The sequence below is a fragment of the Peribacillus sp. NPDC058075 genome (genome assembly GCF_042885195.1).
Lineage (GTDB): Bacteria > Bacillota > Bacilli > Bacillales > DSM-1321 > Peribacillus.
This window is the reverse complement of sequence record NZ_JBHVSL010000001.1, coordinates 1099437-1126111: the sequence shown is the minus strand read 5'-3', so window position 1 is coordinate 1126111 and position 26675 is coordinate 1099437. Positions and strand designations below refer to the sequence as shown.

At 40.3% G+C, this 26675-nt stretch carries 27 protein-coding genes and 1 riboswitch; of the genes, 3 read left to right on the top strand and 24 right to left on the bottom strand.

Features of this window, described 5'->3' with window-relative positions; all coding sequences use genetic code 11:
• Positions 1 to 353: 353 nt before the first annotated feature.
• From ACFVS1_RS05710 to ACFVS1_RS05700, 3 genes are all read right to left on the bottom strand, one after another.
• Positions 354 to 1406, bottom strand: a complete 1053-nt coding sequence (locus tag ACFVS1_RS05710; protein ID WP_241592152.1) for an NAD(P)H-dependent glycerol-3-phosphate dehydrogenase — start codon at positions 1404 to 1406, stop codon at positions 354 to 356.
• A gap of 16 nt (positions 1407 to 1422) precedes the next feature.
• The gene (gene der / locus ACFVS1_RS05705) at positions 1423 to 2733 is read right to left on the bottom strand and encodes a ribosome biogenesis GTPase Der (RefSeq protein ID WP_241592154.1); all 1311 of its coding nucleotides are present in this window, start codon (positions 2731 to 2733) and stop codon (positions 1423 to 1425) included.
• Between the two features lie 463 nt (positions 2734 to 3196).
• Positions 3197 to 3817 (bottom strand): YphA family membrane protein, encoded by a 621-nt coding sequence (locus ACFVS1_RS05700; RefSeq protein WP_387545572.1) that lies wholly within the window; start codon positions 3815 to 3817, stop codon positions 3197 to 3199.
• 111 nt (positions 3818 to 3928) lie between these two features.
• Between ACFVS1_RS05700 and ACFVS1_RS05695 the strand changes: the two genes are divergently transcribed.
• Positions 3929 to 4060 carry a YpzI family protein gene (locus ACFVS1_RS05695; RefSeq protein ID WP_101222431.1) on the top strand — a complete coding sequence of 44 codons (132 nt, stop codon included), beginning with the start codon at positions 3929 to 3931 and terminating at the stop codon, positions 4058 to 4060.
• Between the two features lie 66 nt (positions 4061 to 4126).
• On the opposite strand, the gene fni is transcribed toward ACFVS1_RS05695, so the two are convergent.
• The 20 genes from fni to ACFVS1_RS05595 all read right to left on the bottom strand — a co-directional run bounded on the left by fni (position 4127) and on the right by ACFVS1_RS05595 (position 23167).
• Positions 4127 to 5173: a type 2 isopentenyl-diphosphate Delta-isomerase gene (gene fni, locus ACFVS1_RS05690; protein ID WP_387549208.1), complete on the bottom strand. Its 1047-nt coding sequence runs from the start codon at positions 5171 to 5173 to the stop codon at positions 4127 to 4129.
• Positions 5174 to 5192: 19 nt separating this feature from the next.
• The gene (gene rpsA, locus ACFVS1_RS05685) at positions 5193 to 6332 is read right to left on the bottom strand and encodes a 30S ribosomal protein S1 (RefSeq protein WP_387545569.1); all 1140 of its coding nucleotides are present in this window, start codon (positions 6330 to 6332) and stop codon (positions 5193 to 5195) included.
• A 214-nt stretch (positions 6333 to 6546) separates the two neighbouring features.
• Positions 6547 to 7134, bottom strand: coding sequence for a lysophospholipid acyltransferase family protein (locus tag ACFVS1_RS05680; RefSeq protein WP_352920248.1), 588 nt, complete (start codon positions 7132 to 7134; stop codon positions 6547 to 6549).
• Positions 7131 to 7805 carry a (d)CMP kinase gene (gene cmk / locus ACFVS1_RS05675; RefSeq protein WP_241592171.1) on the bottom strand — a complete coding sequence of 225 codons (675 nt, stop codon included), beginning with the start codon at positions 7803 to 7805 and terminating at the stop codon, positions 7131 to 7133. The genes ACFVS1_RS05680 and cmk overlap by 4 nt, the downstream gene beginning before the upstream one ends.
• A gap of 322 nt (positions 7806 to 8127) precedes the next feature.
• Positions 8128 to 8313 carry a YpfB family protein gene (locus tag ACFVS1_RS05670; protein WP_241592172.1) on the bottom strand — a complete coding sequence of 62 codons (186 nt, stop codon included), beginning with the start codon at positions 8311 to 8313 and terminating at the stop codon, positions 8128 to 8130.
• 66 nt (positions 8314 to 8379) lie between these two features.
• A complete protein-coding gene (locus ACFVS1_RS05665; RefSeq protein WP_387545564.1) occupies positions 8380 to 9039 on the bottom strand; it encodes a flagellar brake protein in 660 nt (219 codons plus the stop codon).
• A 161-nt stretch (positions 9040 to 9200) separates the two neighbouring features.
• Positions 9201 to 10556 carry a germination protein YpeB gene (gene ypeB / locus ACFVS1_RS05660; protein ID WP_387545562.1) on the bottom strand — a complete coding sequence of 452 codons (1356 nt, stop codon included), beginning with the start codon at positions 10554 to 10556 and terminating at the stop codon, positions 9201 to 9203.
• Between the two features lie 14 nt (positions 10557 to 10570).
• Positions 10571 to 11401: a spore cortex-lytic enzyme gene (gene sleB, locus ACFVS1_RS05655; protein WP_387549206.1), complete on the bottom strand. Its 831-nt coding sequence runs from the start codon at positions 11399 to 11401 to the stop codon at positions 10571 to 10573.
• A 134-nt stretch (positions 11402 to 11535) separates the two neighbouring features.
• The gene (gene prsW / locus ACFVS1_RS05650) at positions 11536 to 12222 is read right to left on the bottom strand and encodes a glutamic-type intramembrane protease PrsW (RefSeq protein WP_241592185.1); all 687 of its coding nucleotides are present in this window, start codon (positions 12220 to 12222) and stop codon (positions 11536 to 11538) included.
• A gap of 97 nt (positions 12223 to 12319) precedes the next feature.
• A complete protein-coding gene (locus ACFVS1_RS05645; protein WP_352920237.1) occupies positions 12320 to 13285 on the bottom strand; it encodes an asparaginase in 966 nt (321 codons plus the stop codon).
• Positions 13286 to 13315: 30 nt separating this feature from the next.
• Positions 13316 to 14284 (bottom strand): YpdA family putative bacillithiol disulfide reductase, encoded by a 969-nt coding sequence (locus tag ACFVS1_RS05640; protein WP_387545557.1) that lies wholly within the window; start codon positions 14282 to 14284, stop codon positions 13316 to 13318.
• 152 nt (positions 14285 to 14436) lie between these two features.
• Entirely contained in the window at positions 14437 to 15714 is a 1278-nt protein-coding gene (locus ACFVS1_RS05635) for a Glu/Leu/Phe/Val family dehydrogenase (RefSeq protein WP_352920232.1), read from the bottom strand.
• 270 nt (positions 15715 to 15984) lie between these two features.
• Complete coding sequence (locus ACFVS1_RS05630; protein ID WP_387545554.1) at positions 15985 to 16560, bottom strand: genetic competence negative regulator; 576 nt, start codon at positions 16558 to 16560, stop codon at positions 15985 to 15987.
• 91 nt (positions 16561 to 16651) lie between these two features.
• Complete coding sequence (locus ACFVS1_RS05625; protein ID WP_387545552.1) at positions 16652 to 17545, bottom strand: MerR family transcriptional regulator; 894 nt, start codon at positions 17543 to 17545, stop codon at positions 16652 to 16654.
• A 98-nt stretch (positions 17546 to 17643) separates the two neighbouring features.
• Entirely contained in the window at positions 17644 to 18459 is an 816-nt protein-coding gene (locus ACFVS1_RS05620) for a metallophosphoesterase (RefSeq protein WP_387545549.1), read from the bottom strand.
• A 95-nt stretch (positions 18460 to 18554) separates the two neighbouring features.
• On the bottom strand, positions 18555 to 19013 hold the full coding sequence (locus ACFVS1_RS05615; RefSeq protein ID WP_352920221.1) for a YpbF family protein: 459 nt from the start codon (positions 19011 to 19013) through the stop codon (positions 18555 to 18557).
• A 142-nt stretch (positions 19014 to 19155) separates the two neighbouring features.
• Positions 19156 to 20004, bottom strand: a complete 849-nt coding sequence (locus ACFVS1_RS05610) for a LysM peptidoglycan-binding domain-containing protein (RefSeq protein ID WP_387545546.1) — start codon at positions 20002 to 20004, stop codon at positions 19156 to 19158.
• Positions 19982 to 20608 carry a CPBP family intramembrane glutamic endopeptidase gene (locus ACFVS1_RS05605; protein WP_387545544.1) on the bottom strand — a complete coding sequence of 209 codons (627 nt, stop codon included), beginning with the start codon at positions 20606 to 20608 and terminating at the stop codon, positions 19982 to 19984. Before ACFVS1_RS05605 ends, ACFVS1_RS05610 begins: the two co-directional genes overlap by 23 nt.
• Positions 20598 to 22103: a RecQ family ATP-dependent DNA helicase gene (locus tag ACFVS1_RS05600; RefSeq protein WP_387545543.1), complete on the bottom strand. Its 1506-nt coding sequence runs from the start codon at positions 22101 to 22103 to the stop codon at positions 20598 to 20600. Before ACFVS1_RS05600 ends, ACFVS1_RS05605 begins: the two co-directional genes overlap by 11 nt.
• Positions 22104 to 22105: 2 nt before the next feature.
• Complete coding sequence (locus tag ACFVS1_RS05595; RefSeq protein WP_387545541.1) at positions 22106 to 23167, bottom strand: YpbB family protein; 1062 nt, start codon at positions 23165 to 23167, stop codon at positions 22106 to 22108.
• A gap of 290 nt (positions 23168 to 23457) precedes the next feature.
• On the opposite strand from ACFVS1_RS05595, the gene ACFVS1_RS05590 reads away from it, so the two are divergent.
• Positions 23458 to 23706, top strand: coding sequence for a ferredoxin (locus ACFVS1_RS05590; RefSeq protein WP_034308087.1), 249 nt, complete (start codon positions 23458 to 23460; stop codon positions 23704 to 23706).
• 121 nt (positions 23707 to 23827) lie between these two features.
• Here the strand turns inward: ACFVS1_RS05590 and ACFVS1_RS05585 are convergent, their stop codons facing one another.
• Positions 23828 to 24409: an ECF transporter S component gene (locus tag ACFVS1_RS05585; RefSeq protein WP_352920206.1), complete on the bottom strand. Its 582-nt coding sequence runs from the start codon at positions 24407 to 24409 to the stop codon at positions 23828 to 23830.
• 165 nt (positions 24410 to 24574) lie between these two features.
• A riboswitch (FMN riboswitch) is annotated at positions 24575 to 24710 on the bottom strand.
• 297 nt (positions 24711 to 25007) lie between these two features.
• On the opposite strand from ACFVS1_RS05585, the gene serA reads away from it, so the two are divergent.
• A complete protein-coding gene (serA, locus tag ACFVS1_RS05580) occupies positions 25008 to 26582 on the top strand; it encodes a phosphoglycerate dehydrogenase (protein ID WP_352920203.1) in 1575 nt (524 codons plus the stop codon).
• The last annotated feature ends 93 nt before the right edge of the window (positions 26583 to 26675 follow it).

Sequence of the window (26675 nt, the reverse complement as noted above, 5' to 3'; positions counted from 1 at the left end):
GAAAAGATAACCAACTTTTCTGGCCTCCCCTATAATTCTTTGGTCATATTACACCTCGCAATTTTCATACCAAAAAAAAATAGTCGATTTATAACAAAAAACAAGGAAATATGGAGACTGCTTTATGCAAATTTGAATAACCTATTCAATTATTCATATGAGAACAGATGATTTTTTGCCCATAAAAAAAAGCAGAAGATATTAGATATCTTCTGCTCATTTGACTAAATCCCCCGTGCCGAGGTCAAATTACTAGTTTACTTTCGTTGCATTGTATGCTGATACACGGCAAGGCGCATCATCAAATGCCTAATTTAATGAAATTCTTTTATGAAAATCAACAGATTCGGATTTCAATCCTGCTGTCTGCTATCCAAAATATTATAAAGTTCTTCCATCTCATTCGTTTTTGAACGATTCATCAAGAGGTCAACTGCTTTTTTCACTTCTTCCCCATTGAATAAAACATCGTACAGGGCTTCAGTGATCGGCATGTTCACTTCGTACTTTTGAGCTAGTTGATAGGCGGCTTTAGTGGTTCTGACACCTTCAACGACCATACCCATGTTTTCTAAAACTTCTTCAAGATTTTGCCCTTTTCCAAGCATATTCCCAGCTCTCCAATTACGGGAATGTACGCTTGTACAAGTGACGATCAAGTCGCCAATCCCAGCTAAACCTGAAAACGTAAGCGGGTTAGCCCCCATGGCCACCCCTAAACGGGATATTTCAGCCAATCCTCGTGTCATTAATGCAGCCTTGGCATTATCCCCATAGCCTAAACCATCCGTAATTCCGGCAGCCAATGCAATGATGTTCTTTAATGCCCCTCCGATTTCAACACCAATCAAGTCCGGATTTGTATACACACGGAAATTATTATTGATGAAGATGTCCTGAACCCTTTCGGCAGCTTTCATATTCTTTGAAGAAACGGCGACTGTTGTCGGGTGACGTAGACTGACTTCTTCAGCATGACTCGGTCCTGAAAGAACCACTATATCTTTAAGCCAATCCGCCGAAGAGACTTCTTCAATCATTTCCGATATACGAAGCAGGGAATCAGGTTCAATCCCCTTACTCACATGAACGATTGTCAATGGCTTATCATGAGCCTCTTCAATCTGACCAAGCACTTCCCGGTAGGCTTTGGTCGGCACAGCCAAAATGATTATTTCTATCCCGACCAATGCTTCCTTAATCGAAGAATAACCTTTAATCCCCAAAGGCAATTCGATCCCCGGCAAGTATTTTTCATTCGTATGATTTTGATTTATTTCATTGATTTGTTTCTGATTATGTCCCCACAATCTCACTTCATGCTGGTTATCAGCGATTACGAGCGCTAAAGCAGTTCCCCAGCTCCCTGCACCGATCACTGCGATACTTTCTTTATCTTTCACCATGGTATAACCACCTTTACTATTTTCTCTGGCGTCCAAAAATTCGTATTGGTGTTCCTTCAAAACCAAAGGCATCCCTAATTCGATTTTCTAAAAATCTCTCATATGAGAAATGCAATAATTCCGGATCGTTAACGAATACAACGAAAGTTGGCGGCTTGATCGCTACCTGAGTCGTATAATAAATTTTCAAACGGTTGCCATTATGTGTCGGTGTCGGATTCATCGCCACGGCATCCATGACCACTTCATTCAATACATTTGTCTGAACCCGGATAGCATGATTCTCACTAGCCTGATCAATGACCGGTATTAAGGTATGTGTCCGTTTTTTCGTTAAGGCAGAAAGATAAATGATTGGTGCATAATCCAAGAATAGGAAATGGGCACGGATTTTTTCTTCAAAATCCTTCATCGTTTTTTCATCTTTTTCGATGGCATCCCACTTATTGACGACGATGATGACCGCCCTACCCGCTTCATGGGCATAACCGGCAATTTTTTTATCCTGCTCACGAATACCTTCTTCAGCGTTCAGGACCACAAGAACAACGTCTGAACGTTCAATTGCCCTTAATGCACGAAGTACGCTATATTTTTCCGTGCTTTCATACACTTTACCTTTTTTCCTCATCCCTGCTGTATCAATAATGACATATTCTTTGCCATTGTACTTATACGGAGAGTCAATCGCATCACGAGTCGTACCTTCAATATCGCTTACAATGACACGTTCTTCACCTAACAAAGCATTGACCAGAGATGATTTACCTACGTTCGGTCTTCCGATCAAACTGAATTTAATGACATCATCACCATAATCCTGGCCAGTGAAATTAGGGAAATGTTTAGCCGCTTCATCCAGAAGGTCACCTAGACCAAGCCCATGGGACCCGGATATCGGGAATGGATCGCCAAAACCTAATGCATAGAAATCATAAATTTGATCCTTCATTTCTGGGTTATCTACTTTATTTACTGCAAGGACAACTGGCTTTCTCGATTTATAGAGAATCTTAGCGACTTCTTCATCAGCAGCCGTTACCCCTTCACGACCATTCGTCATAAAAATTATCACATCAGCTTCGTCGATGGCAATTTCAGCCTGCTGGCGAATTTGTTCAAGGAACGGCTCGTCACCGATATCAATTCCACCTGTATCAATAATGTTAAAATCATGTGTCAACCATTCGCCAGAACTATAAATCCTGTCCCGGGTCACTCCAGGAACGTCTTCGACAATCGAAACCCGTTCTCCAACTATTCTATTAAAGATTGTCGATTTTCCCACGTTCGGACGACCGACTATCGCAATTACCGGTTTTGGCATTGCTATTCACCCTTTCTGCTACTATATCTCTGTCAAAGTCACGAAATTCATGAATGCATTTATACGGTTGCTTTGCATTATTGATTTTCATTATTTCCTTTTAAAGGAAAGAGCTGTATCCATCATCATTTAAAGGAATCTTTTATCAGTAAGAGGATTCGAAACTGATGTTCAGTTAAATGTATCAAGTATTCACTGGCAGTTTGTCCACTTGACGCCCCAGTTCCTGAGGTGATATGAAGCTGACCCCTCTGCATGCTCAAACTTGATTATAAACAGCCAAAAAAAATGAAGAAAGCTTCGACATACGGCTTCCTTTTTAATTGTTTAGAGCATTTTACGATTATCTACAGACCTCTAACTATCCTATAGTAACAAATTTCTCGCCAATCAACAATGATTGTATGAATAAAAGCCTTCTAATTCCAGTTTGCGCCATTTGAAAAATAATTCATCATTCTCTTCATTGATTAAAATTCTCTTTTCCTTGCTTTGATAAAAGTCTCGACTGAGATATTGAATAAATGTATTGGCCAGCCAGTTCCAACATTCTCCACAGTATGTTTGCGCCCAAAACCAGCACGGCATTATCATGCCATGCGTAAGCTAGGGCCACATAAGGTAAAGAGTGGTAAGCAAGCAAGCAAGAATATATGATATCTCCCATCATCATCCCAATTAAAAGGACGAACAATCGATGTTTCCAATTTTTAAAAAGTAAAAGGATAAGATAATTCAGGAAAACACACAAAAGATAAGCCGGATTCATGATGAGCCATACAGGATCAAGCAAAGAAAAAAGTTGAAAACTGGCATAAGCGAGAGTGATAATAAGACTTCCGCTGATCAGTTCCATTATCTTGATGATGGACTTATTCCTAATATACACACACAGAATAAAGAAAATATACGGCCCGCTCAAATGCATGGAAACCAAGGGAGCATCCAGTTTATAGCCAGCTAAAACCATAACGGCTAATAGATGAAATAGAAAATCAAAACGAAAGGGAACCGTTTTCGGAATAAAATACATGACAATGACCCAAACTATCCATGAAATCCAATAAAATATTATTCCATCCATGCAGCGCCCCCCCTTTTAGGAACATTATGGCTTGTTTATTCAAAGTATAAACGTATAGCACGGCATTTAATGAGGAAACTTCCTCCTACCATTAGAAAAGGAGGTGTTAACATGGGAAAAGATCGGCAAGAGAAGAAATTGAAAGAAAGTAAACGGGTGGAGTCCGACAGGGACCAATCACTGGAGCATAAAGGGGCAACTAGAATGGAAAGCCCTGAAGAGGCTCGAAAAAGGAATAGTTAAGTCTATCCCTGAACAAAAAGAAGCATCTCAATCCGTTTCAATTGAGATGCTTCTTTTTATGGTCATTCATTTAGCATATGCCGAACAATCAATGCCTCTTTGAGATAGCCAATGATAGGTATTGCCCTTGATGACTAATTTTGATTTCCTTAGCTCTGAGATATTACCGCAACCGAGTGCGGTCATGATAATCTTTAAATCTTCATGTATGTAATTTATTTCTTTAATCAGTTGTTCCAAGCCCAACTCTTTATAGAGCTTGAGGAAATGTCCGGCCAAACCGACACCTTTCGCTCCTAATGCCAGGCTTTTTGAAATTTCCAGAGGACTTTGAATGCCGCCTGATCCAATGACTGATACCTGTGGTGAAACATTAACTGCTTCGACAATCGAAGCGGCTGTCGGTATCCCCCATTCATTGAAATATCCGAGTATTTTTGCGCGTCTCTCATTCTCAATTTTAGCAAAATTCGTTCCGCCAAACCCGCCTACATCAATGATCGAAACACCAATAGAATGTAATTGCTGCACCGTTTCCATACTCATCCCAAATCCAACCTCTTTTACGATGACAGGGATTCCGATCGTTCTGTTGATTTTTTCAATTCTCGAAAGGGTACCGGCAAATCCCCTGTCCCCTTCTGGCATCGTCAATTCTTGAATGACATTGATATGAATCTGAAGGGCATTTGCCCCAATCATATCACTGGCCCTCATAGCCTGTTCGACTGTTGCTTCGCCACCAAGATTACCAATCAACACACCATTAGGATTTTCCTGCCTTACAACTTTAAAAGAAGCCTGCTGGCTAGAATCCTTGATGGCTGCCATTTGTGATCCGACCGCCATGGCGATTCCTGTTTCCCGAGCAGCAATGGCCAGGTCACCGTTCAGTTTTTCGGTTTCAGGGCCTCCGCCTCCGGTCATGGCATTTATGAAAATTGGCGAACTTAATTCAAGTCCGCCAACTTCTGCTGTGAGGTTCACATTATTCAAGGAAATACCTGGTAAGCTTTGGTGAATAAACGAAATATCTTCAAGTCCGGTTTTATGCTGCTGCCCTGTCTTTAGCGCAAATTCTATATGATCTAATTTTCGTTGTTTTCTCTCCAAGGCCATCACCATTATTATCCTATTTTAGTTTTTTCAATTGATCACCGATCATTTCACCTAGCTGAAAGCCCTTCGATTCTTCAGGGATCTCATAATCCGATGTATTGTAATTGGCTTGAGGTTCTTCAAGTTCCTTAATGCTCAATGATAGACGTTGATCCGTTTCATTGACTTCCAGCACTTTCACTTCGACAGACTGGCCTTCTTTTAGCACTTCTTGCGGTGTGGCAATATGCTTGTGGGAAATCTGGGAAATATGAACAAGTCCTTCCACCCCTGGAAAAATCTCCACGAATGCACCGAAAGAAACAAGTCGTTTGACGATACCTTCCAGCGTAGAGCCTTTGGCCGCTTTTTCTGCAATGCCCGCCCAAGGTCCCGGTAGTGTATCTTTAATGGAAAGAGAGATCCTTTCATTATCACGATCGATGGATAGTACTTTAACTTGCACTTTATCCCCTTCGGAAACGACATCTGATGCCTTGTCTACATGCTGATGGGAAAGCTGGGAAATGTGGACAAGACCGTCTACGCCCCCGATATCCACGAATGCACCAAAATCGGTAATCCTTTGGACCACGCCTTCGAGCACTTGCCCGCTTTCAATCTTATCCAAAACGTTTGCTTTTTGCTTTTCCTTTTGTTCTTGGACGACAGCCCGATGCGAGAGGATTAAGCGATTCTTGTCTTTCTCAAGCTCAACGATCTTGAATGTTAAAGTTTTGTTTTTGTAATCAGAAAAATCTTCAACGAAATAGTCTTCTACTAGAGAAGCCGGAACAAAACCACGTACGCCTAGATCTACAACAAGCCCGCCTTTGACGACATCTTTAACTTCAGCCTCAAATACGTCTCCATTTTCAAATTTCAATTCAAGGTCATCCCATGCTTTAAGAGCGTCAATTTTGCGTTTTGATAGAATGAGAGCTTCTTCTTCGACCTTAATGACTTCCAGCTCCAATTCATCACCTTCCGAAACGGCATCTGACGCCTTTTCGACATGAAGGCTTGAAAGCTCACTGATTGGTATGATTCCATCAGTCTTGCTGTTTTCCACATCGACAATGACCTGTTTTTCTTCTACCTTTGAAACGGTTGCTTTAACTTGATCCCCAACTTTGTAATTGTTCACTTCTACCTGGTTCATATCTTCTGTCATTACTAACTCCTCCTTAACCCATGACTGATCAGCAAACTTCCTCTTCATCGGCCACATATTTTATTTAAAGTGGTTCAATAAAAACACTTTCCTAATAAAGATAAAAACAGTTTTTTTAGATTAATAAAGTTATATTCCTTTTTATCTACAATAAGGAACAATACCCTTATTTTATAAATTCTAACAAAATCAGAAAATTGTCAAGTATGAAGGACTATTTATGCTCGGAAATCAATTTCCCAATTTGGCCCATGATGATTTTGGTAGCTTCATCGGCTGATATTTTCTGTTCGCGATATTCAGTAAAATTTATTGGCGGACCGTAAACGACCTTCAACGGACGCAAAAATTTATATGGGCCGATGATTGCACAAGGTATGATAACGGCATCAGACCGCAAAGCGAAAAATCCAGCACCCGCCAAACCTTCTCCCAATTCCCCAGTCTTGCTTCTGGTTCCCTCGGGAAACAGACCAATCGCCTTGCCCTCCTTCAAAAGCTTTAAACCTTTTCTCAAGGATTCCCGATCGCTATTGCCCCGCTTCACGGGAAATGCATTTACTCTGGGTAATATACCCTTTAAAACAGGTGCTTGAAACAACTCTTCTTTCGCCATGAAATGAATATCCCTTGGAGATGTCATTCCAACTATGGGCGGATCCAAATTATCAATATGATTGGCACAGATCAATACTCCGCCCTCTTTAGGGATATGTTCCTTTCCGAGCGCTTTAACCCTAAACGAAGGTGTTAAAACGCCTTTTACGATGTTCTTGGCAAATGTGTAAAAATCCAATGTCATCTTTTCCTCTCTTCTATTAAAGACATGATACTTTCTGCAACTTCCTGAATCGATAATGAAGTCGTATCGATTTCGATAGCATCCGCAGCCTTTTTCAGTGGCGATACCTCGCGTTCCGAGTCCAGCTTGTCCCTTGTTGCAATTTCCTCCCTTAACTTTTCGATATCTGAAGGAAAACCTTTCAATATATTTTCCTGATGCCTCCGCTGTGCCCTTTCATCCACAGATGCGATAAGAAAGACCTTTACTTCGGCGTTAGGTAAAACATGCGTACCAATATCCCTGCCATCCATGACGACACCGCCATTTTCACCAAAGATTTGCTGCCTGCGAACCAATTCTTCCCGGATGCTTCGGTGCTTTGCCACTTCCGAAACGGAACCAGTCACTTCATTATTCCTGATTTGGGCTGTCACGTCCTCATTATCCAAGAACACCAACTGCCCATTTTCACTTGGTCTTAATTCGATTTCCGTATTGATGAGAACTTCTGATAATGCTTGTTCATCATCAAGAAGAATCTTTTGATTAAGGGCCTTATAGGTAAGGGCCCTATACATTGCACCTGTATCCACATATATGTAATTGAACTTTTCTGCAACAATTTTAGCAACCGTGCTTTTTCCAGCAGCAGCTGGTCCATCGATTGCGACTGATAATTTTTTTTCCATAAATCCTCCCAAGAATCCTACAATCATGCTGATTATTTAGTACCCTTTCATTTTATCACAACTAGCGGGAAAATCATTAATAAAAGGGATGTGCAGGTTCAAAATCACCTATCTTCTTTTTTTATCACTGCAGCCATCAATCGTTATCCTTTTTTGAAAATCTTCATACAAAAAAGCGAATCACCGCATCAGACTGTTTACCACAGTATTTTCATTAAATTCTTCAATTCGGTAGGTTTTTTTCCATATAAAAAGAAAAATATATTTTACTTTAAAATCACGGTTCGGAGGAGATTCCTCATCATGAAATGAACCAACACTTTTACTTATCGGTCCCATTGAATGTTTCAATGATTTTCGTATAATTATTGCTGGTGACACCTTCATATCTCGAGAGCTTGGTCAAATCAAAGATTTGATCCTCCCTGCTCAAAAGGAACTGAAAAAAAAATAAGCAGGCCAATTGAATAATGATCACTTTAATTAATAGTCTTTCAACTGTTTTCATAAGCCGCACCCTCCATCTGTTTATATTAGCAGTATGGATGGAATCGCTGTTTTTCATTCAATCATGTTAAGCGTGCAAGCCTTTTTTCTTTAATTCGACCTGCTTTTCAAATATAAATCTCATTAATGTCTGTACATCATTTTTTGTAGGCTCAAGAAATTGGACGTGGAGCAGCATATTTCCATGCTCTTTTTCCGTTACGCGAATGACTTTGCTATTTAACCTTAAATAATGAATCTCACCTGATTTAAGCGTGAGCGCCATCCAGAGGTATAAGCGGGAAACCGATTGTATATCAGTGCCTTTTAAAAGCCTTATGGAAGCTCCGCCTGCACTTATATCCTCTGTTAATGTGCGAAAAGGTGGAAACTCGGAATGTTCTGGATGAATGGCTGTATCCAGGGTTACCTCCAGGCGCACGTATTGCCTCCGTTGGATTTTCACAAACGTTTCTGCTTCAGGCAGTAAAATTTGCATCATGGGTATTCTACCTTTCACTTTTCCAAGCACTTCAGAATCAAATACATAAACAGCCTGCTCTTCATTGGAAAATGTGACGTTCAACTGTGTCCCATCCATAAGGAATGCAGTTTTACCAGTCTCTAAATTGATAGGAAAGTCGGTATAAACACAACCCTGTACCATTTCGACAACCATACAATTGAACTTTTCCTTCTGTGATGAGTATTTCGGTTCGAGCATTAATATATCACCAATTTTAAACATCGTTATCCACGTCCTTTGATAGAAAGGAAACTACATACTATTACCTATTAATTCCCCATATTATCCAATAATCATTTACGTTATTATGTCATGAAATTAGAAAAAGGGAAAGTGACTAAGCACATTTCCCCACAACTAATGATTCATGACTTCAGTTAAGATTACATTAAATTCTCGTATATCGGTTCGGAATTCTTTAATTTTTCCACTTTTTCTTCTTGACCGGTATCTGCATTTATGAAAATACGGTAGGTATCATCTTTAATCGTACCAAGAAATTCATAACATAGAACTTCTTCCCCAATATCATTGGTGATTAACGCCTTTCCTTCTTCCATTATTTTTACATTACTGTTGATTTTGTCCTTAGCTTCTTTCTCGGATATGTTCGGATCCGCTAATTCCCTGGTTTTATGTGATTTTAAATACTCGTCGGCTGAAAATCCTATGATGGATCCATCATCCAAGGCGACTTTGACCTTGACTGAATCCGGATAAATCTTGACGCCATTTTCTGATGTCACGAAATTCAATAATGCGATATTATCGTACTGAGCACTTTCAAATAATTCAAGTGAACTAAAATCATGTTCCTTTAAAAATTCTTCGGCTTTTGTATAGGCTTGATTCAAATCAATATTTGTTTTGTTCACGTCCCTATTATTGATATACCAGATAGGGTAACCGCCTTTTTTTGTCAAATCCATATTCAACTCGGTATCGGAATCTTTATCGAGAATGCTCACACTATAAAATCCAAAATCGGAACCTTTTCCGTTTTCCTCCACATTCACCTGCAGATTTCCGCTTTTTGAGTGTGCATAGTTTTTTGCTGTCGCAATGGCTTCTTTTTTTGTTATGGTTTCACCTTGCAAATTTTTAAAGTTTTCATCCCTCTGTTGTGCAGATGTGAAAGTAGGATTCATCTCATTCGTTTCGCCGTACCCAGATACTTTTTTCTCCACCGTCTTTAATCCGTCGATGATCGTGTTATCCGAATTTTCTTTCCCTGATGCAAGAGCCATTTCGACATCCATCCATCTTAAATTGTTTTTCAGGACTAGATACTGCACTTTTCTTAACTCGCCCTGGATGTCCCCAGCCTGTGTGTACAAGGATTGTAGAGTCGCATATTCCTTATCATTCAATGGTTCTTTTTCAAGGTCACGTACGGCTGTTTTATAACTGAAGTCTGCAATTTTCGATAAAAATTCTTCTGTCTTATTAAAAGGAAGCAAGGTCAATGGCAACTGCCCGACATCACTTTGGGCTTCGGAAGTGATGCGCCAAACATCTGTTAAAGCCGGGCTTAATGAATAACGTGAATTCATGGCCAAAGTACTGCCGACCTTATCATGCAATATATCCACTTGATAGCTTAAATCATGAAAGGCTCGCTGATACGTATTTTCCGCGTTAATTAACACAGCATTTTTTTCCTTATGTTCTTGATAGCCCCAGAATGCAGTTCCCGCAACAACTACAACGAGCAGGGCAATCACTATATTCCTGATCATTTTCCTTCACCTCTTTACTTACAAAAGATATGTTTTCCGATTCTTTTAATTTGTTCCCTTGACCAAATCCATTTGCTTGTTGCCGTAGCGGGGTTAAAATAATATTCTGCATTTCCGCTTGGATCCCACCCATTGATTGCATCCACCACGGCTTCTTTTGCCCTTTCATTCGGTGTCAGCCAAATCTGTCCATCTGCAACAGCCGTAAAGGCCCCAGGTTCAAAAATCACTCCGGAAATGGTGTTAGGAAATGCAGCACTTTCCACTCTATTAAGGATTACTGCCGCAACGGCAACCTGACCTGTATATGGCTCCCCCCGTGCCTCTCCATAAACGGCATTGGCCATCAGCTGTATATCGTTTTGAGAATATCCGCCTGGAAGATTGGCTGATGTCGTTGTTTTGGAAGGAGCTTTTCCGGAAGCGGCGCCTCCAGACGCAGTTCCATTTCCTTTCGCCTTTACCTGTTTTTCAATGGGGACTCCCCCATAATAGGTGAACTCGTTTCCTTTATTGATTTGCTCATGAACCCATGCTTTATTGAAATTAGACGCATTCGTCAACTTCTGTTTTGTTGTAGTCCCTGCCAAACCATCGATTGGAAGCCCGAAATCTTGTTGAAAGTTTCGAAGTGCCCAATAAGTGCCCCATCCATAGGCTCCATCAATCTTTCCATTATAGTAACCGATGTTTTGCAGGCGTGCCTGCAATTCAATTACATCATCTCCAACCGCACCTTTTTGAATGATTTGGTTCGAAAAGGCATTTGTTCTTGTTTCCGGGTAAATTCCGAAACAAATAGTTATACACGAAAACAGCAAAAGCCATTTCCATTTTGACGAAATTCCTTTCATCAAAAACACTCCTCTTTTTCTTGAATTAATGTAATTCTATTTTCTTCTTTACTGGCTTTTTTATTCCAAGCATAAAAAAAACGGAGCGGGCAAAATATGCCAGCACTCCGTTTTTAGAGTATTCTTCACTTGCTAAGGAATTGATTTTGAGAAACTTTTTCTGCATGAAAATCAGACAACAAACGTGCTTTTTTTACTTTTTTCATGCCCAACCACCAGAGATAAATCATGAAAGGCATGATAAAGTACACCCAAAATTTTTGGGAAACTAAAATATAATCGTAAACTCCATGCAACGAAATTGGTATGATCAATGCCAATGATAAATAGACCCTATTATTCGAAGCTGAAAATTTCGCCTTGCCCAAATAATATCCCATGATCACACCGAATAAAGCGTGACTGGATACAGGGAGAACGGCCCTAAGAAAAGCATGTTCCACCCCGTTGGCCAACAGGTACAAAATATTCTCCATTGTAGCGAAACCAAGGGAGACTGCAGCTCCGTAAACAATTCCATCATACGGCTCATCGAATGCTACATGCTGATAGATAACATAAATGAGTATGAACCACTTGAAGAATTCCTCAAGCAGTGCAGCCCATAAAAAAGCATTCGCTAAATCGGTATTCAAGATATGTTCGGTTTCGAGCACATACTGTATGAACATAATCGGCAATACAAGAAAGACACCGAATAAAAATGTTTTGACCACAACCGATATCGGTTCGGTTTCATATTGATCTTTCAAATAAAAATAGCTCAGTAGCGCCAATCCAGGCGCGATGGCAGCTGACAACATGACCAGCATTAGCTGACCCTCTTTTCATCTTCGTTTCCTTAATCGTAACATGGAATGATCAAAAACTGAATCCAAGAATCAAGTCTTCCAAATTTTATTTAATCCTTCAGTACTTAAAGAATGTTTCATCTATAGTGTTTTCGCTTGCCAGAATGACAGCTAACTTAATCCGGGCCTTTTTGCTGTCATAGTCAGCGCCTAATATCACACCGCGCTGTTTTAAATCAAATGCGCTGCCTTCATAATCATATGCTGGGTGAACTTTACCTTCTTCCGCACTGGTAGTCATGATGACCGTTATGCCTTTATCGATTGCAGCTTGTATGGAAGTTACCATTACAGGGGTAACCTGTCCCCTTCCTACACCCTCGAGCACGATGCCTTTCGCACCGTTTGCAACCGCCGCATCAATGAAGAGGCCATCAGATCCGGTATGGCACTTGATGATATCCACCCTTGGAATGCGACGCTGTATATCAAAATACTCCCTATGTAATGGCTTTTGATAAATGCTGACGACATCATTATCAATTATCCCCAAATATCCATAGCCAAAAGATACGAACCCCTGCAAATTGGAAGCATGGACTTTTTTGACATACTTGGCTGAATAGATCCGCTCATTAAAAACGACTGCTACGCCGACGTCCCTAATAAGGTCACTCGCAGCGCATAATATCGAATTCCTTAGATTGGAATATACATCGGTGCCCACCTCTTGAGGAGAACGTTGAGAGCCGGTTATTACGATTGGACGTTGATCCTTTATCGTGACATCAAGGAAATAAGCCGTTTCCTCAAGTGTATCTGTACCGTGGGTCACGACGATTCCCGTGACATCAGGATCTTCCAATTCCTTTTGAATGGTTGATTTAAGCTGTTCCATTTTCTCAAAGGACATGGACATGCTTGAGATCTGGAAAAGATCAACCACTTTAACCTCGATATCGGTGGGTAACTCGCAAAGTGATGCCAACTCATGGCCTGTCAATGCACCAGAGGCCAGCATACCATTCATAGTTTCTTTACTGGCAATAGTCCCACCAGTCGTTATTAATGATATTTTTCCCATACGGCCCAGCTCCTTATTTATATAATTCACTCACTTTTCTTTCAAAGCCAAATGATTAGCAATCAATCCACCATGGAACCTGCCGTTCTCGATGAAGATTTCGTTCGCATTATTTCCAGCAGCCAGAACTCCTGCTATATAAACACCTTTAACGTTCGTCTCCATCGTTTCCTCGTTATATGCAGGCCTTCCAGTCTCCTTATCAATAGTAATGCCCATTGAAGCTAAAAATGAATGGTCAGGATGGTATCCAGTCATAGCAAATACAAAATCATTTTTAATGACTTTTTCCTCATCACCTACACGATAGATAACGCTGTCTTCCGTTATCCTGTCAACATTCGCATTAAACTCCATCTTGATCGTTCCATTGCGGACCAATGATTCGAATTCAGGAAGGACCCAAGGTTTGATACTTGGAGAGTAATCCGATCCTCTATAAAGGACAGAGACCCTTGCTCCTGATTTGACCAATTCCAGAGCTGCATCCACACTTGAGTTTTTGCCACCGATGACGGCAACATCACTATTAAAGTAGGGGTGGCCCTCCTTGAAGTAATGAAACACTTTAGGAAGCTGTTCACCCGGTATGCACATATAGTTCGGATGATCATAGTAACCGGTCGATACGATCACATGCAGAGCTGTATAGTCACTCTTCGATGTTTTGACTAAAAACTTCCCATCTTCACGCTTTTCTACTTTTTCCACTTTTTCGAATTTATTAATCCGCAATTCTTTCCTTCTGACTACCTCCCTATAATAGGCTAGCGCCTGATTGCGGACCGGTTTACGGTTTTCAATTATAAAAGCGACATCACCAATTTCCAGTTTTTCACTCGAACTGAAAAATGTTTGATGTGTCGGATAACGGTAAATGGAATCAACCACATTGCCTTTTTCAATAATCAGGGACTGTATTCCCACTTCTTTAAGAGCAATTGCAGCAGCCAATCCACAAGGGCCCCCACCTATAATAATGACTTCTTCAACATTCATCTTTATTCCACTGCCTTTCCATGCACTATGTAATTCGTTCGTCTAAATAATAAAAACTCCTATCAATACATGATAGGAGTTTTTACAAATCATTTCAATGATAAAGCAATGAACATGATTTTAACTATAAATTCATACATGATTTGAATCTTTTAGATCCAACCACGGAAGCGAGAAGCTTCAGCCATTTTTCTTACGCCAATCATATAGGCAGCTAGGCGCATATCAACACGTCTTGATTGTGCAAGATCATAGATGTTATTAAAGGATTTTACAAGGATTTTTTCCAGCTTTTCGTCCACTTCTTCTTCAGACCAGTAATATCCTTGGTTATTTTGTACCCATTCGAAGTAAGAAACCGTTACACCACCAGCAGAAGCAAGGACATCAGGAACAAGAAGGATTCCGCGATCCGTTAGGATTTGTGTCGCTTCTATTGTTGTTGGTCCGTTAGCTGCCTCGACAACGATCGATGCTTTGATATCAGCAGCATTTTCTTCAGTGATTTGGTTTTCAATTGCGGCTGGAACTAGGATATCACATTCCAATTCAAGCAGTTCTTTATTTGAAATTGTGCTTTTAAACAATTTCGTTACGGTTCCGAAACTATCTCTACGATCGAGAAGATAATCGATATCCAAACCTTCAGGATCATGAAGAGCCCCATATGCATCCGAAATCCCAATAACTTTGGCACCTGCGTCATGCATGAATTTAGCTAAGAAACTACCGGCGTTACCAAAACCTTGAATGACGACCCGTGCCCCTTTAATTTCGATGCCGCGTTTCTTGGCAGCTTCATTGATACAAATCGTTACACCCTTGGCAGTGGCTGATTCACGGCCATGGGAACCACCAAGCACTAGCGGTTTACCCGTAATGAATCCTGGCGAGTTGAATTCATCCATACGGCTGTATTCGTCCATCATCCAAGCCATGATTTGAGAGTTTGTGAACACATCAGGTGCCGGGATATCTTTAGTCGGCCCAACGATTTGGCTAATTGCGCGAACATAGCCCCGGCTCAGCCTTTCAAGCTCGCGGAACGACATATTACGAGGATCACATACGATACCGCCTTTACCCCCGCCGTATGGCAAATCAACGATGCCGCATTTCAAACTCATCCAAATGGATAATGCCTTGACTTCACGTTCCGTTACATTAGGGTGAAAACGGATACCACCTTTTGTAGGCCCAACAGCATCGTTATGCTGTGCACGGTAACCCGTGAAAATCTTAACCGAGCCATCATCCATGCGGACTGGTATCTTCACCGTTAATAAGCGCAATGGTTCCTTCAACAGCTCAAACACTTCTTCCGGGTAACCCAGCTTATCCAAAGCTTTATGTATGACAGTTTGGGTAGACCTCAGTACGTCGTGTTTTTCTTCTTCATTTACATGGCTATTGCCTTTTGCCGATTCCATTAAAAGTACCTCCTAGAAAATCTCATCCATATATTAAATTATAATGTACAAATAGTCCTCTTCATGTGCTAGTATACACCTTCGTTACATTTATGCAAGAGTAAAAACGGGAAATTAAAAGTTGGAAATATTCTAAAAATGAAAACGTTATCATATCAATTGTTTTCATACACTTCTACCGTAAATCTCCTTCGGCCGTAAATGGAGACAAATAAGGCAAACCGCATTGCTTTATCCATAATGTGGCTGCCTTGTCTCATTCGTTTTACATCAACTAAAGTGTGTGAGCAAAACATGTATCGCTTCATTTTCGATTATGCATGTTCCGTATTCATTGATGCGGCAGAGTGTCAATGTAGATGCATGGCCATACTCAGCCGCTAAAGATATGACCGTGTCATAGGTCGTGTCTTTGACATTTTCGATAAGTAAATAGTATCTTCCCTCAAAATGATAAAGAGTACTTTTAAGCAAACCCTGAAAAGATAATCTATGAGATAATTGGACGATATCTTCAAAGTCATTGAAAGCATACAGAATATGGGGGAAGTCATCAATTTTCACTTGTAAATCCAAGTACTCCTCTTCGTCTGTCAATAATTCCTCTTCGTCCTTAGTCACAATGATTATCAATCCTTGAGCAGGCAAGGAGAAAATTTCAATTGCAATGGAGCCACTCATTTTAAAGCTGAGTTCTTCGCATGCTTCTTCGACCATATCCTGAAATAGCTTGTGGACCTTTAAGGAATTCCCTAAAATATCTTCTTTTGTAATGCCTCTATCAATTAAATCATCAAGGGTCAAAAAAATCTTGATTTTATTATTAGTTAATCGCTCCAGCTTCATAAAAAAATGCCCCCTGGTTACCATCTTCATACATCATATGAAGCCTTGGTCGCAGGGTGCATATCCATTATTTCGCCTAAGCCGGCAGCAGCTAACCTCTCAACCATTCCTCCCAATTTGATTGCGTGTCCCCCATTAAAACCCCGCTGAAGGCTGTACGGTTTTCTCCGGATATAAGGCTCAGCGCCGCGCCGCCAAGACCCACCTTCAAATCCGGAAAATCCTTTATTAACGCTTCAACCAGCCTAAATGTTCCATCAAGATTCTCTTTCAGTGAACATGACATGAATAGGTATGAGGGCTTTATAATGTTTAAAACAGTGAAAAGGTCCTTATCAGCAATGGATTCACCTAAATAAATGGTTTCATACCCTTTCCGCTTCAAGAAAATGGTGAAGACCAACAGTCCAAATTCATGTTTCTCACCTGGAGCACAAACAGTAAGGGCTTTCGGAAGGAAACCATTAGTCGGAATTGCATGCATGACTGAACTGATCCTGGATTTTAGGATGTTCGACGCAAAGTGTTCATGAGCAGAAGTAATTTCTCCCCTTTCCCACTTATCCCCAATCTGAACCAATATAGAACCGAGGATATCAACTATGGTTTGTTCGATTGTATACATACTGAATGCTTGGCTTATCAGCATATGGGCTTTATTTTCATTGAAATTCAATAAGGCTTCGATCAACTCATCGGATAATTTAACCGTTTGTTTATCCTTACCGTTTGTTTCAGGTGCTTCTGTAGCTAGAGTGCCAGTACTTTCTAGAAGTGAAACGGCTTGGCTTATTGTAAAGCCTTTCTCTGTTTTATTGATGAGCCACTTAAGGATTTGCAGATGTTTTTCTGTATAAAGCCGATGCCCTGATTCATTCCTGACAGGCTCGATAAATTTATAGCGCCTTTCCCATGCCCTTAGGGTTCCCGGCTGTATGTCCAGCAGTTTTGAAACTGCCTTTATATTATATTTACCTTCTTGCATGGTTTTACAAGGCCTCCAATAACTGTACGATCATTTGTTGAAATTATAGTGGATTTTTCAATGTCTGTAAAATCCCGATATGCTCGTCTAAAAGCAGCCTAATAGGTTTTTTCCAGCGCTTCGCCTATTTCAGTGACCGTCCCCCTTTTCAGGGTGAACAGGTGCGTTTCCGGCTTAGCCTCAAGCCTTAAAGGCACTGCGCTCGTCCCATAGCCATTACTCGTCATATATAAGCAATCTCCCTCTTTTTTAATGCTGCCGATCTGATAGGGCCCAAATCCGAATATGCGTATTTGCCCGCCATGGGTGTGACCTGACAGGACAAAACGAATACGGTGTTCAGGTGTCAACTGATTCTTGACCAATGGATTATGGCTCACCAAAATCCGAAAACCTTCATTCCCGCAATCAGACAGTGCAAGGTCAAGCCTATCACGTTCTTCCGATATATCATCAATGCCGAGAAGAGCTATTTTGCTGCCATATTTAGACTCAAAAGAAACAGCTGTATTATCAAGTATTTTCACACCATGTTTCAGAAGAGTCGCATCCAGTTCATGGAAGTCTCCTTCATAATCATTATTGCCCCAAACAAAATAAAGGGGGCCAAGTTCTTTAAGTTTCAATATATTTTTTTCCACACGTTCTAAGGGAACCCCGCTTTCCCTAATGTCACCGCCGATTATCACCAAATCTGCCTTGTCACGAACTTCCTCAATTAATTTATCCGCAACAATCCGCCTATGAAGATCGGAAATGAAAAAAATCCGAACATCGCCAAAGCCTTCAGGGAAGTCTTTGAAATATAAGTCTTGAAAAATCACCCTATCTTGCATAGCCGTACGCCACATGTAAATGACCGTGGCAAATGACAGCAGAATGATGATTAAAAATAAACCAGATAACCAATACATCTTAGTTAAACCTTCTTTCCATCCTTATCCCAAACGTACTTTCATATAACCATAAAACCAAATTACCCGCAATCAAATTTAATGTAACGTGCCCATCATTTATTTTCATGATATAAGTTAATATCATAATTCTTCTTCATCATTTCAAAAACCTTATGGCGATTTTTCCATTCCTCCTCTTTTTCCCACAATTGCTTACTTTTATTAATGATTTCACAGCGTAGCAGTTGAAACTCCTTCTCAGCTTTATCAAGCTTTTTTTTAATTAAAACCATATATCCATATAGGCCAATTGCTGCCGCCAAAAAAAGGAAATGACTAAAATGATCGACGAAAACACTAAACATACTGAAAAAGGAATAGGAATAAGGTACAACGATATAAAAATAAAGATAAATCATAAAAAGGGCAGCAACTAACATGGTTGCCCATAAGCTTTGCAGGTGCTTCTTCTTAAGTGCCTCGAATTTTTTCTTTCGATCCACGACATTCTGCAGCATTTGTTTTGTTGCTTGATCCGTTTTCTCATCCAATAAAATGATTGTCGATTCCATCGCATTTCCTCCTCTACTCTTTCAAATCATGATATGAAAGAGTAGAGGAAAAAATGATTAAGCACCTGTCACGTTTGGCTTCATACCGGGCCAAGTCAAGCCATTTTAAAAACACCCTGCCTATAAAGACAGAGTGCCATCGTTATTTCTTGATCGGAATTTTTAATACTTGCCCTTTGGAAATTTCATTGCCATTCAGCCCATTCCACTCCTTGATCAGAGCAATCCCTTCCTGTGATTTGTAATAATTCATGGAAATGCGAAATAATGTTTCTTGACCTTGAACAGTATGTAAGACAACTTTGTATCCCTCTTTATCCGTTTTCGAGGCTTGAACATTTTCGGCAGACTTTTTCTTTTCTGCTGCTTCCTTCTTTGCTTTTTCGTCAGCTATTTGCTTTGCTTTGGCTTTTTCTTCAGCTTCTTGCTTCGCTTTGGCCTTAGCCTCAGCTTCTTGCTGGGCTTTTACTTTTTCTTCAGCTTCTTGCTCCGCTCTGGCTCTTTCATCAGCTTCTTGCTTCGCTTTGGCCTTTTCTTTAGCTTCTTGCTCCGCTTTGGCCTTTTCTTTAGCTTCTTGCTCCGCTTTGGCCTTTTCTTTAGCTTCTTGCTTCGCTTTGGCCTCTGCTTCTTCTTTTTCCTTCTCCTCTTCAGCCTTTGCCGACTCTTTTCCCATTAAATCTTCTGCCGTTGCTGTAGTTGGAATCGATTCATTATCATCCCCACTCAAGATGACTTGGTCACTTTTCGTACCCTGTACAGGCCTATCCTGCAGATATGTATAAAGGGTATAAAATCCAATTGGAAGCAAAATAAAAAATAACGCTAATAATTGTATCATTGGGAACTTAATCTTCCCTTTACTTTTTTTCTTTTTATTCTGGTGGACTTTGCTGCGCTTGGGCAATGATGATTTAGCCTTCTGACGTTCAATTCGCGAACGAAGTTCACCAGCCTGATCATTTTCTTTTTCATACTTTTGTACCCGGCTCATTCAAGTCACCCCCTTTCTTGCTCAACCCTCTTTGCTTTTTGTTCCTGATTAAGATACCAAGGATAAAGTCAATCAAAAAGTGGGCCGTGATCGTCACGATGATATTATTAGTCATTTCAAATAGAAAACCGATAAAGAAGCTCAAAACCAAAACGTTTAAAAATAAAAACCAATTAAAAAGGTAACGATAATGAACGGCTGCAAAAATGAGGCTCGTAAGAAGCAAGCCAAAATGTGTTTGCAGCACTCCACGGAATAATAATTCTTCGCTTATCGCTACCGCTAAAGCTACGACAAAAATCATCGGGTATGACAAATTACTGAAAATGCGTTCGTTAATACCACCATCATCCTGATAGGAAGAGGGTGTCACTTTCATAAGCAATAAGTCGAATAGCACGACAATGACTCCTGCGGGAATTCCAATCAGCAAAATGTTCAGGTCATCATAGATAAATAAGTCGAAAAAGGCAGAACGGTCCTTAAATAAAATAATACCTAAAAAGATGGCTAACGTTAAGAGAATAATTTGTGTAAGAAACAAATTATATAGCAACTGTCTATCTGTAAGTTGTTTAATCATTTCAGCTTGCTTATTTTTCATCGCCATTTTCCTTCTTTAATAAGATATAAGCCAATTCCTTTTTCCACGAGGAAAAGGAATTGACCGGACCTACCTTGACTTCCGGCCATACATCAGCCATTTTTTCGGTATTCATCCCACAGTTATCACAGCAGATGGGGTTCACTTCCCGATGCTTTTCCCCAAAGTAGTCCAGTATCCCTAAACGGCGGCATTCCTGTGCATAGATCCAGTGCAGGAATTTATGCAGTTTTTCTTGATTACTGGACTTCCTCTTTTGACAATACTCTTTCATCTCTGCCACTTGATGTGGGCTATTGCCCGCAATAAACTGGGTAAAAAAACGCAGCTGGATTTCGTTCAACGAAAAGGATTGAGACAGCTGTTCTTTTTCTGGGAGGGTCAAATTCAGCGGAATTTTTTGTGATGCATGAAGGAAAGAACATACACCATCGATTTGCGAATCCGTAGGCAACTGTTGCTCCATCAAATGCAGCGGAAGCCCTTCATCCCCTTCGCTATATAATAAGACAGCCACACTTTGCTTCCGATCCCGTCCCGCCCTGCCTATCTCCTGAAGATATGCTTCCATCGTCGATGGCATATGAAAATGGATAACATATCTGACATCGGACTTATTCACACCCATTCCAAAAGCACTTGTTGCACATATGATCTTTAACTGGCCGGAAATGAATTGCTGCTGAATGAGCATCCTTTGATCCTGTTCCATTCCACCGTGATAATAATTGACACTATCGATCCCGTTTTCCTGTAAAAACCCTGTGACCGATTCCGCCACTTTTTTAGAGGAAAAATAAATAATCCCGCTTCCGGTAAATTTCCTTACAAGCTCCAGCACACGTGCTAGCTTCTCATCGTAGCTGAACAGTCGTTCGACAATGATTGCAATATTTTCCCGATCAACTGATGAGACTGTTTCCTTGACCGGCTCAATATTGAGTTTGCCAACGATATCCCTCCGGACCTCATCGGTTGCAGTTGCTGTCAGGGCAAGAGTCAACGGATTGCTTAATTCACGCCTCACTTCTCCTAAATTCAAATAATCGGGACGGAAATCATACCCCCATTGTGAGATGCAGTGTGCTTCATCTATGACGAACAAGCCTATATCTATGGATTTCAAGGATTTTATCACACCATCCAGGCTTAGCATTTCAGGAGATAAAAAGATAAAACGATAACTATGCAACCGGTCGAAAGCTTTCCTTTTTTGTTTTAATGACAAAAAAGAGTTGAGGGTCAATACACTTTTTTCGCCACTCATCTTCAGCTGATCTGCCTGATCCTGCATTAATGATAATAACGGGGAGACAATTAGGACAGTCTTATTTAAAAGATAAGCCGGCAGCTGGTAACATAATGATTTACCTGACCCGGTCGGTAGCATCGCTAAAGTATGATTGCCGGACATCAATGATTCGACCACTTCCTTTTGTCCAGGACGGAATTCATCAAAACCGAATTTTTCTTTGAGGACTCGTTCTATTTTCATCATCACTCACCTATTTTCGCAAGTACAAGTCTTATTTGGAAAAAGCTTATCTCTTTATTATCGACCATCTGCTTAATTGCTTTAAGCTTTTTCGTTCCAAGTTCCTTAATAGCTTCAGCAATTTTCCTCTCATCCTCGATAGTCACATAATCTGAAATCGGAAAACTCTTGTCCGATAAGACAATTTCTACGAGGTGATCTTCGATGGTGTTGACTTTCAATCTGCGGATTTCAGCAATCTCACCCAGACTTTTCCCTTCCTGGATGTATCGTAAAGTAGTCTGTGTAGATTGTGTCAAATGAGGATATCCACTACTTTTCCAATCATTTGTTAATCTGGACAAGAGAGGGTAATCCTTTCCCATTTCCAATTCGGCAAGCATTTGATGCAATGAGTCAAGGAATGTAAAGCGAACATACTCTTCTTCTACGTCTTTCCTTTTTGCAATCTGTTCAAACGTAAGTCCAATCCTGTTAATCCCGGTTATTTTCAAAATGAAAATGTCTCGTTTCATATCACTTTGACTTTCTAAAAGGGATATCAGTTCATCATATAGATGTTGGGCAATCAACGCTCGATCCTGACGATTGGCCTGTAAAAATTCCTTTACGAAGAATTGGATTTTGGGATTTCTTTGTATCGGATAAAAACGTCTTTCATTGTGGACAATATGGGATATGGTTTGAATGAGTAAGTTTAACCTTCCCCAGAAAACCGGGGTGATATTGTGATACTTCCAACCATTTATATACGCTGGAAAAGGATTATTTTTAAAGTAATCGACTAACTTCCCCTCACCTTGCATACTAATCTCATATGCATCTGGTTTATCCGTTAAATTAATCAAATCATGCTTAAGTAAAAGTTCAATGTTTTGATTTAATTGCTGACGGGTAAATCGAGGTATTGTCCCAAAAATATCCGTTAGCCCGAATAAATGGGCATCTTGGATTGTTTGTGACGATTTCTTCCCCTGCAGCATATGGTATATAGCATAAATGGAGCGTTCGCCTTGAAATTTTTTTATCGCATATAGAATGATGGCCTGTAGATAATTATTCATGGGACTCACATCCTTGTTTCATTTAACCAATAAACCCATTGTAACAAATAACTGCAAAAATCGCCGTTATTATTGATGAATACAATGGAAATCATGTGACTAAATGACGAATCATGGAAAGAACCAAGTTAATTATTTCGATGTTATCCGTTGTCATTGTGCTACATGATAGTTATTATCAATACAATTTCTATTGAAAAGTTTGGCATTCGGTCTTACAATAAGAAAGAGATAATAATCTGAAATAAAAAGATTATCAGTTGTCAATCAACTTAGGAGGGGTTATATTCATGGCTAAATTTACTATTGTGGATAAAGAAACATGCATAGCTTGTGGAGCTTGCGGAGCAGCGGCACCAGATATATATGATTACGATGACGAAGGGATTGCGTTTGTTACCCTTGACGATAACGAGGGAATCGTTGAAATTCCTGATGTACTTATAGATGACATGATGGATGCATTTGAAGGATGCCCAACGGATTCTATTAAAGTTGCTGACGAAGCATTTGACGGAGATGCACTTAAATTCGAATAACGTACAAGCCATTTTCTATCGAAAATGGCTTTTCTTTTGTCATCTCCCATACTAAAACAGGCATAAAAAAACAACCGAATACGAATATCCGGTTGTTTTTTTATTTCTATCGTCAATGCCATTAAGCATTTTTATATAATGTTTGCTTATTGATCCATGTCTGTAATTTAATGAACAGCAGCATGAATACAGATGTGATGAGTAGGCCTTTAATTACATTGAAAGGCAAGATTGCCGTCGTAACGAACTTTCTTGACTCGGGTGCCGACATTGCATCCCATCCCATAAAGAAGGTATAAGCCGGTAAGAAGACATAATAGTTTAAAACACTCATGAATACTGCCATGGAAACTGTTCCCGCAAGTAAAGCGAATGTCATCCCTTTTTTTGAATTGATTTTCTGAAATACATAATAAGTCGGCAAGACAAACAGTATTCCGGCTATAAAGTTAGCGATATGCCCGACAGGTACAGCAGTCAAGGTCCCTGTCATGACTAAATCCAATAGGTTCTTAATGAACTCGACCAGAATTCCAGCCATTGGACCGAAAATTAATGCCGCCATCAGTGCTGGTATGTCGCTAAAATCAACATTGAGAAAAGGAGGGAATCCCGGAAACGGGAAATTTAAAAGCATTAATAAATAAGAAATGCTTCCCATCATGGCAAGTGTAACCGTTTTTTTCACTTTGTTCTTTTTCATAGGTCTCTCTCCTTCTTTTCCGATCTACCTGAAAAAGAGGTTAGGGTTCCAAAATATGTTGATGCTCAATAAAAAAACCTTTAATTCCAATAGAATTAAAGGGATAAATTAAAGGTTACATCAAACAAACGTTCAGCAAAAAACTGTTGAAACGCACTCAGGAACCTCCATCTTCTCCCATCCAGACTATACTGTCGGCTTTGGATTCGCACCAAATCCTGCCTTGTAAGGCTCGCGGGCTTAGAAGAAGAAATCCTTCATCACCGCCGGTGGGGAATTGCGCCCCGCCCCGAAGATAGATCTATAAAATTTTTTATACTTCCCATTATATCTGAATTACACGTTTTTTGATAGCACTTTTTTTTCAGTTGATTCATAGTGGATACACAAAATGAAAATACAAAATAATGAAAATTATTTTTTTATATTATTCAATCCTTGATGAAGCCATTTATATCGCGACATTAAGCAGATGATTAGATGATAGATTTTCTATTAAGCGCTTACATCCAGATAAGCCAAATTGACATATTCAGCATTTCAATTGTAAAATTAACTGAAATTTAAGATAATTCTTTTCCTAGGAAGGTGTTTAGACGTGTATCGGATTTTAGTAGCAGACGCCATTAAACCAGAAGGACTCGGACCGCTATCTGAGGCATCCAATATTCATCTCATTCAGAAGACCGTAGAGGAAGCTGCAAACGAACTTGATCAGATTGATGCAATTCTTGTAAGGAGTGCTACGAAGGTTTCGGAGGATTTAATGAACCGTATGCCGCAGCTAAAAATTATAGCACGCGCTGGTGTCGGTGTTGATAACATAGATATCCCCTCGGCGACAAAACGCGGGATTGTCGTGGTTAATGCACCTGACGGCAACACCATTTCAACAGCTGAACATACATTCGCCATGATGGCTTCATTAATGCGCCACATTCCGCAAGCTTATGCTTCACTGAAGAATGGGGAGTGGAAACGTTCTTCATATACGGGTACTGAACTGCGCGGGAAAACATTAGGAATAATTGGCTTTGGACGTATCGGAGGGGAAATTGCCAAACGCGCTAAGGTATTCGGCATGGATGTCATTGTCTATGATCCGTTCCTTACTGTCGATCGAGCAAAGAAAATGTCCGTATCCGCCCTGCCGTTAGATGAATTGCTTCCTAAAGCAGACATCATTACTGTTCATACACCACTTACGAATGAAACTAGAGGATTAATCAATAAAGCAAAACTGCTTACCTGTAAAAAAGGGGTGTATGTACTGAACTGCGCCCGGGGCGGTATTCTGGACGAAGATGATTTATATGAAATGATAGTTCAAGGACATGTTGCAGGGGCGGCACTGGACGTTTTCGTCGAAGAACCTCCACTTGGCCATAAACTGCTTGAACTGGATAGAGTCATTGCTACACCGCATCTGGGCGCTTCCACTAAAGAAGCACAATTAAATGTTGCCGTACAGGTTGCCCAAGAAGTGTTGACCTATTTCGAAGGAAATCCAGTCTCAAGTTCGATCAACCTTCCAGCCATATCTAAAGAAGTGTTTGAAAAGGTACAGCCGTTTTATCAGCTTGTTCAGCAAATGGGATCCATTGCTTCTCAGTGCATGAATGAAGGAATTCAGGAAATCTCCGTTACGTATGCTGGAGAATCATTGGATTTCGATACAGCGATTCTTACAAAAAGTCTAATCTCTGGATTTTTCAGATCAAGGGTCGATGCATCAGTAAATGAAGTGAATGCCTTGTTGATCGCAAAAGAGCGCGGCATAACCGTTGGTGAAAAAATCTCTACGGACTCTTTAGGTTACTCGAATTTGATCAGCCTAAAAGTAAAAGGTGACCACCGTGAATTAACAATCAGTGGGACCTATATCGAAAATTACGGTTCTCGAATCGTAGGTTTGAATGGTTTCAAAATCGACTTTCACCCAGAACCGAATTTACTTTATATCCAGCATACCGATAAACCTGGTGTAATCGGTAACGTAGGTAAGGTCCTGGGAGATCACGGAGTCAATATCGCCACCATGCAGGTTGGCCGAAAAGAAGCTGGCGGGGAAGCCATCATGGTTTTGAGCTTTGATTTACCATTGGAAGATAACATGAAACAATTTTTAATGGAAACAGAAGACATTACATTCATGGCCCGTATTTCATTATAAGAAAAAAAGTGCCCGTTAGCGCGGGCACTTTTTCTGTGAATGCATGGGGCTCTTGCCAACCATGGACAGGGTGTTTATAAACGCATTGCCCGC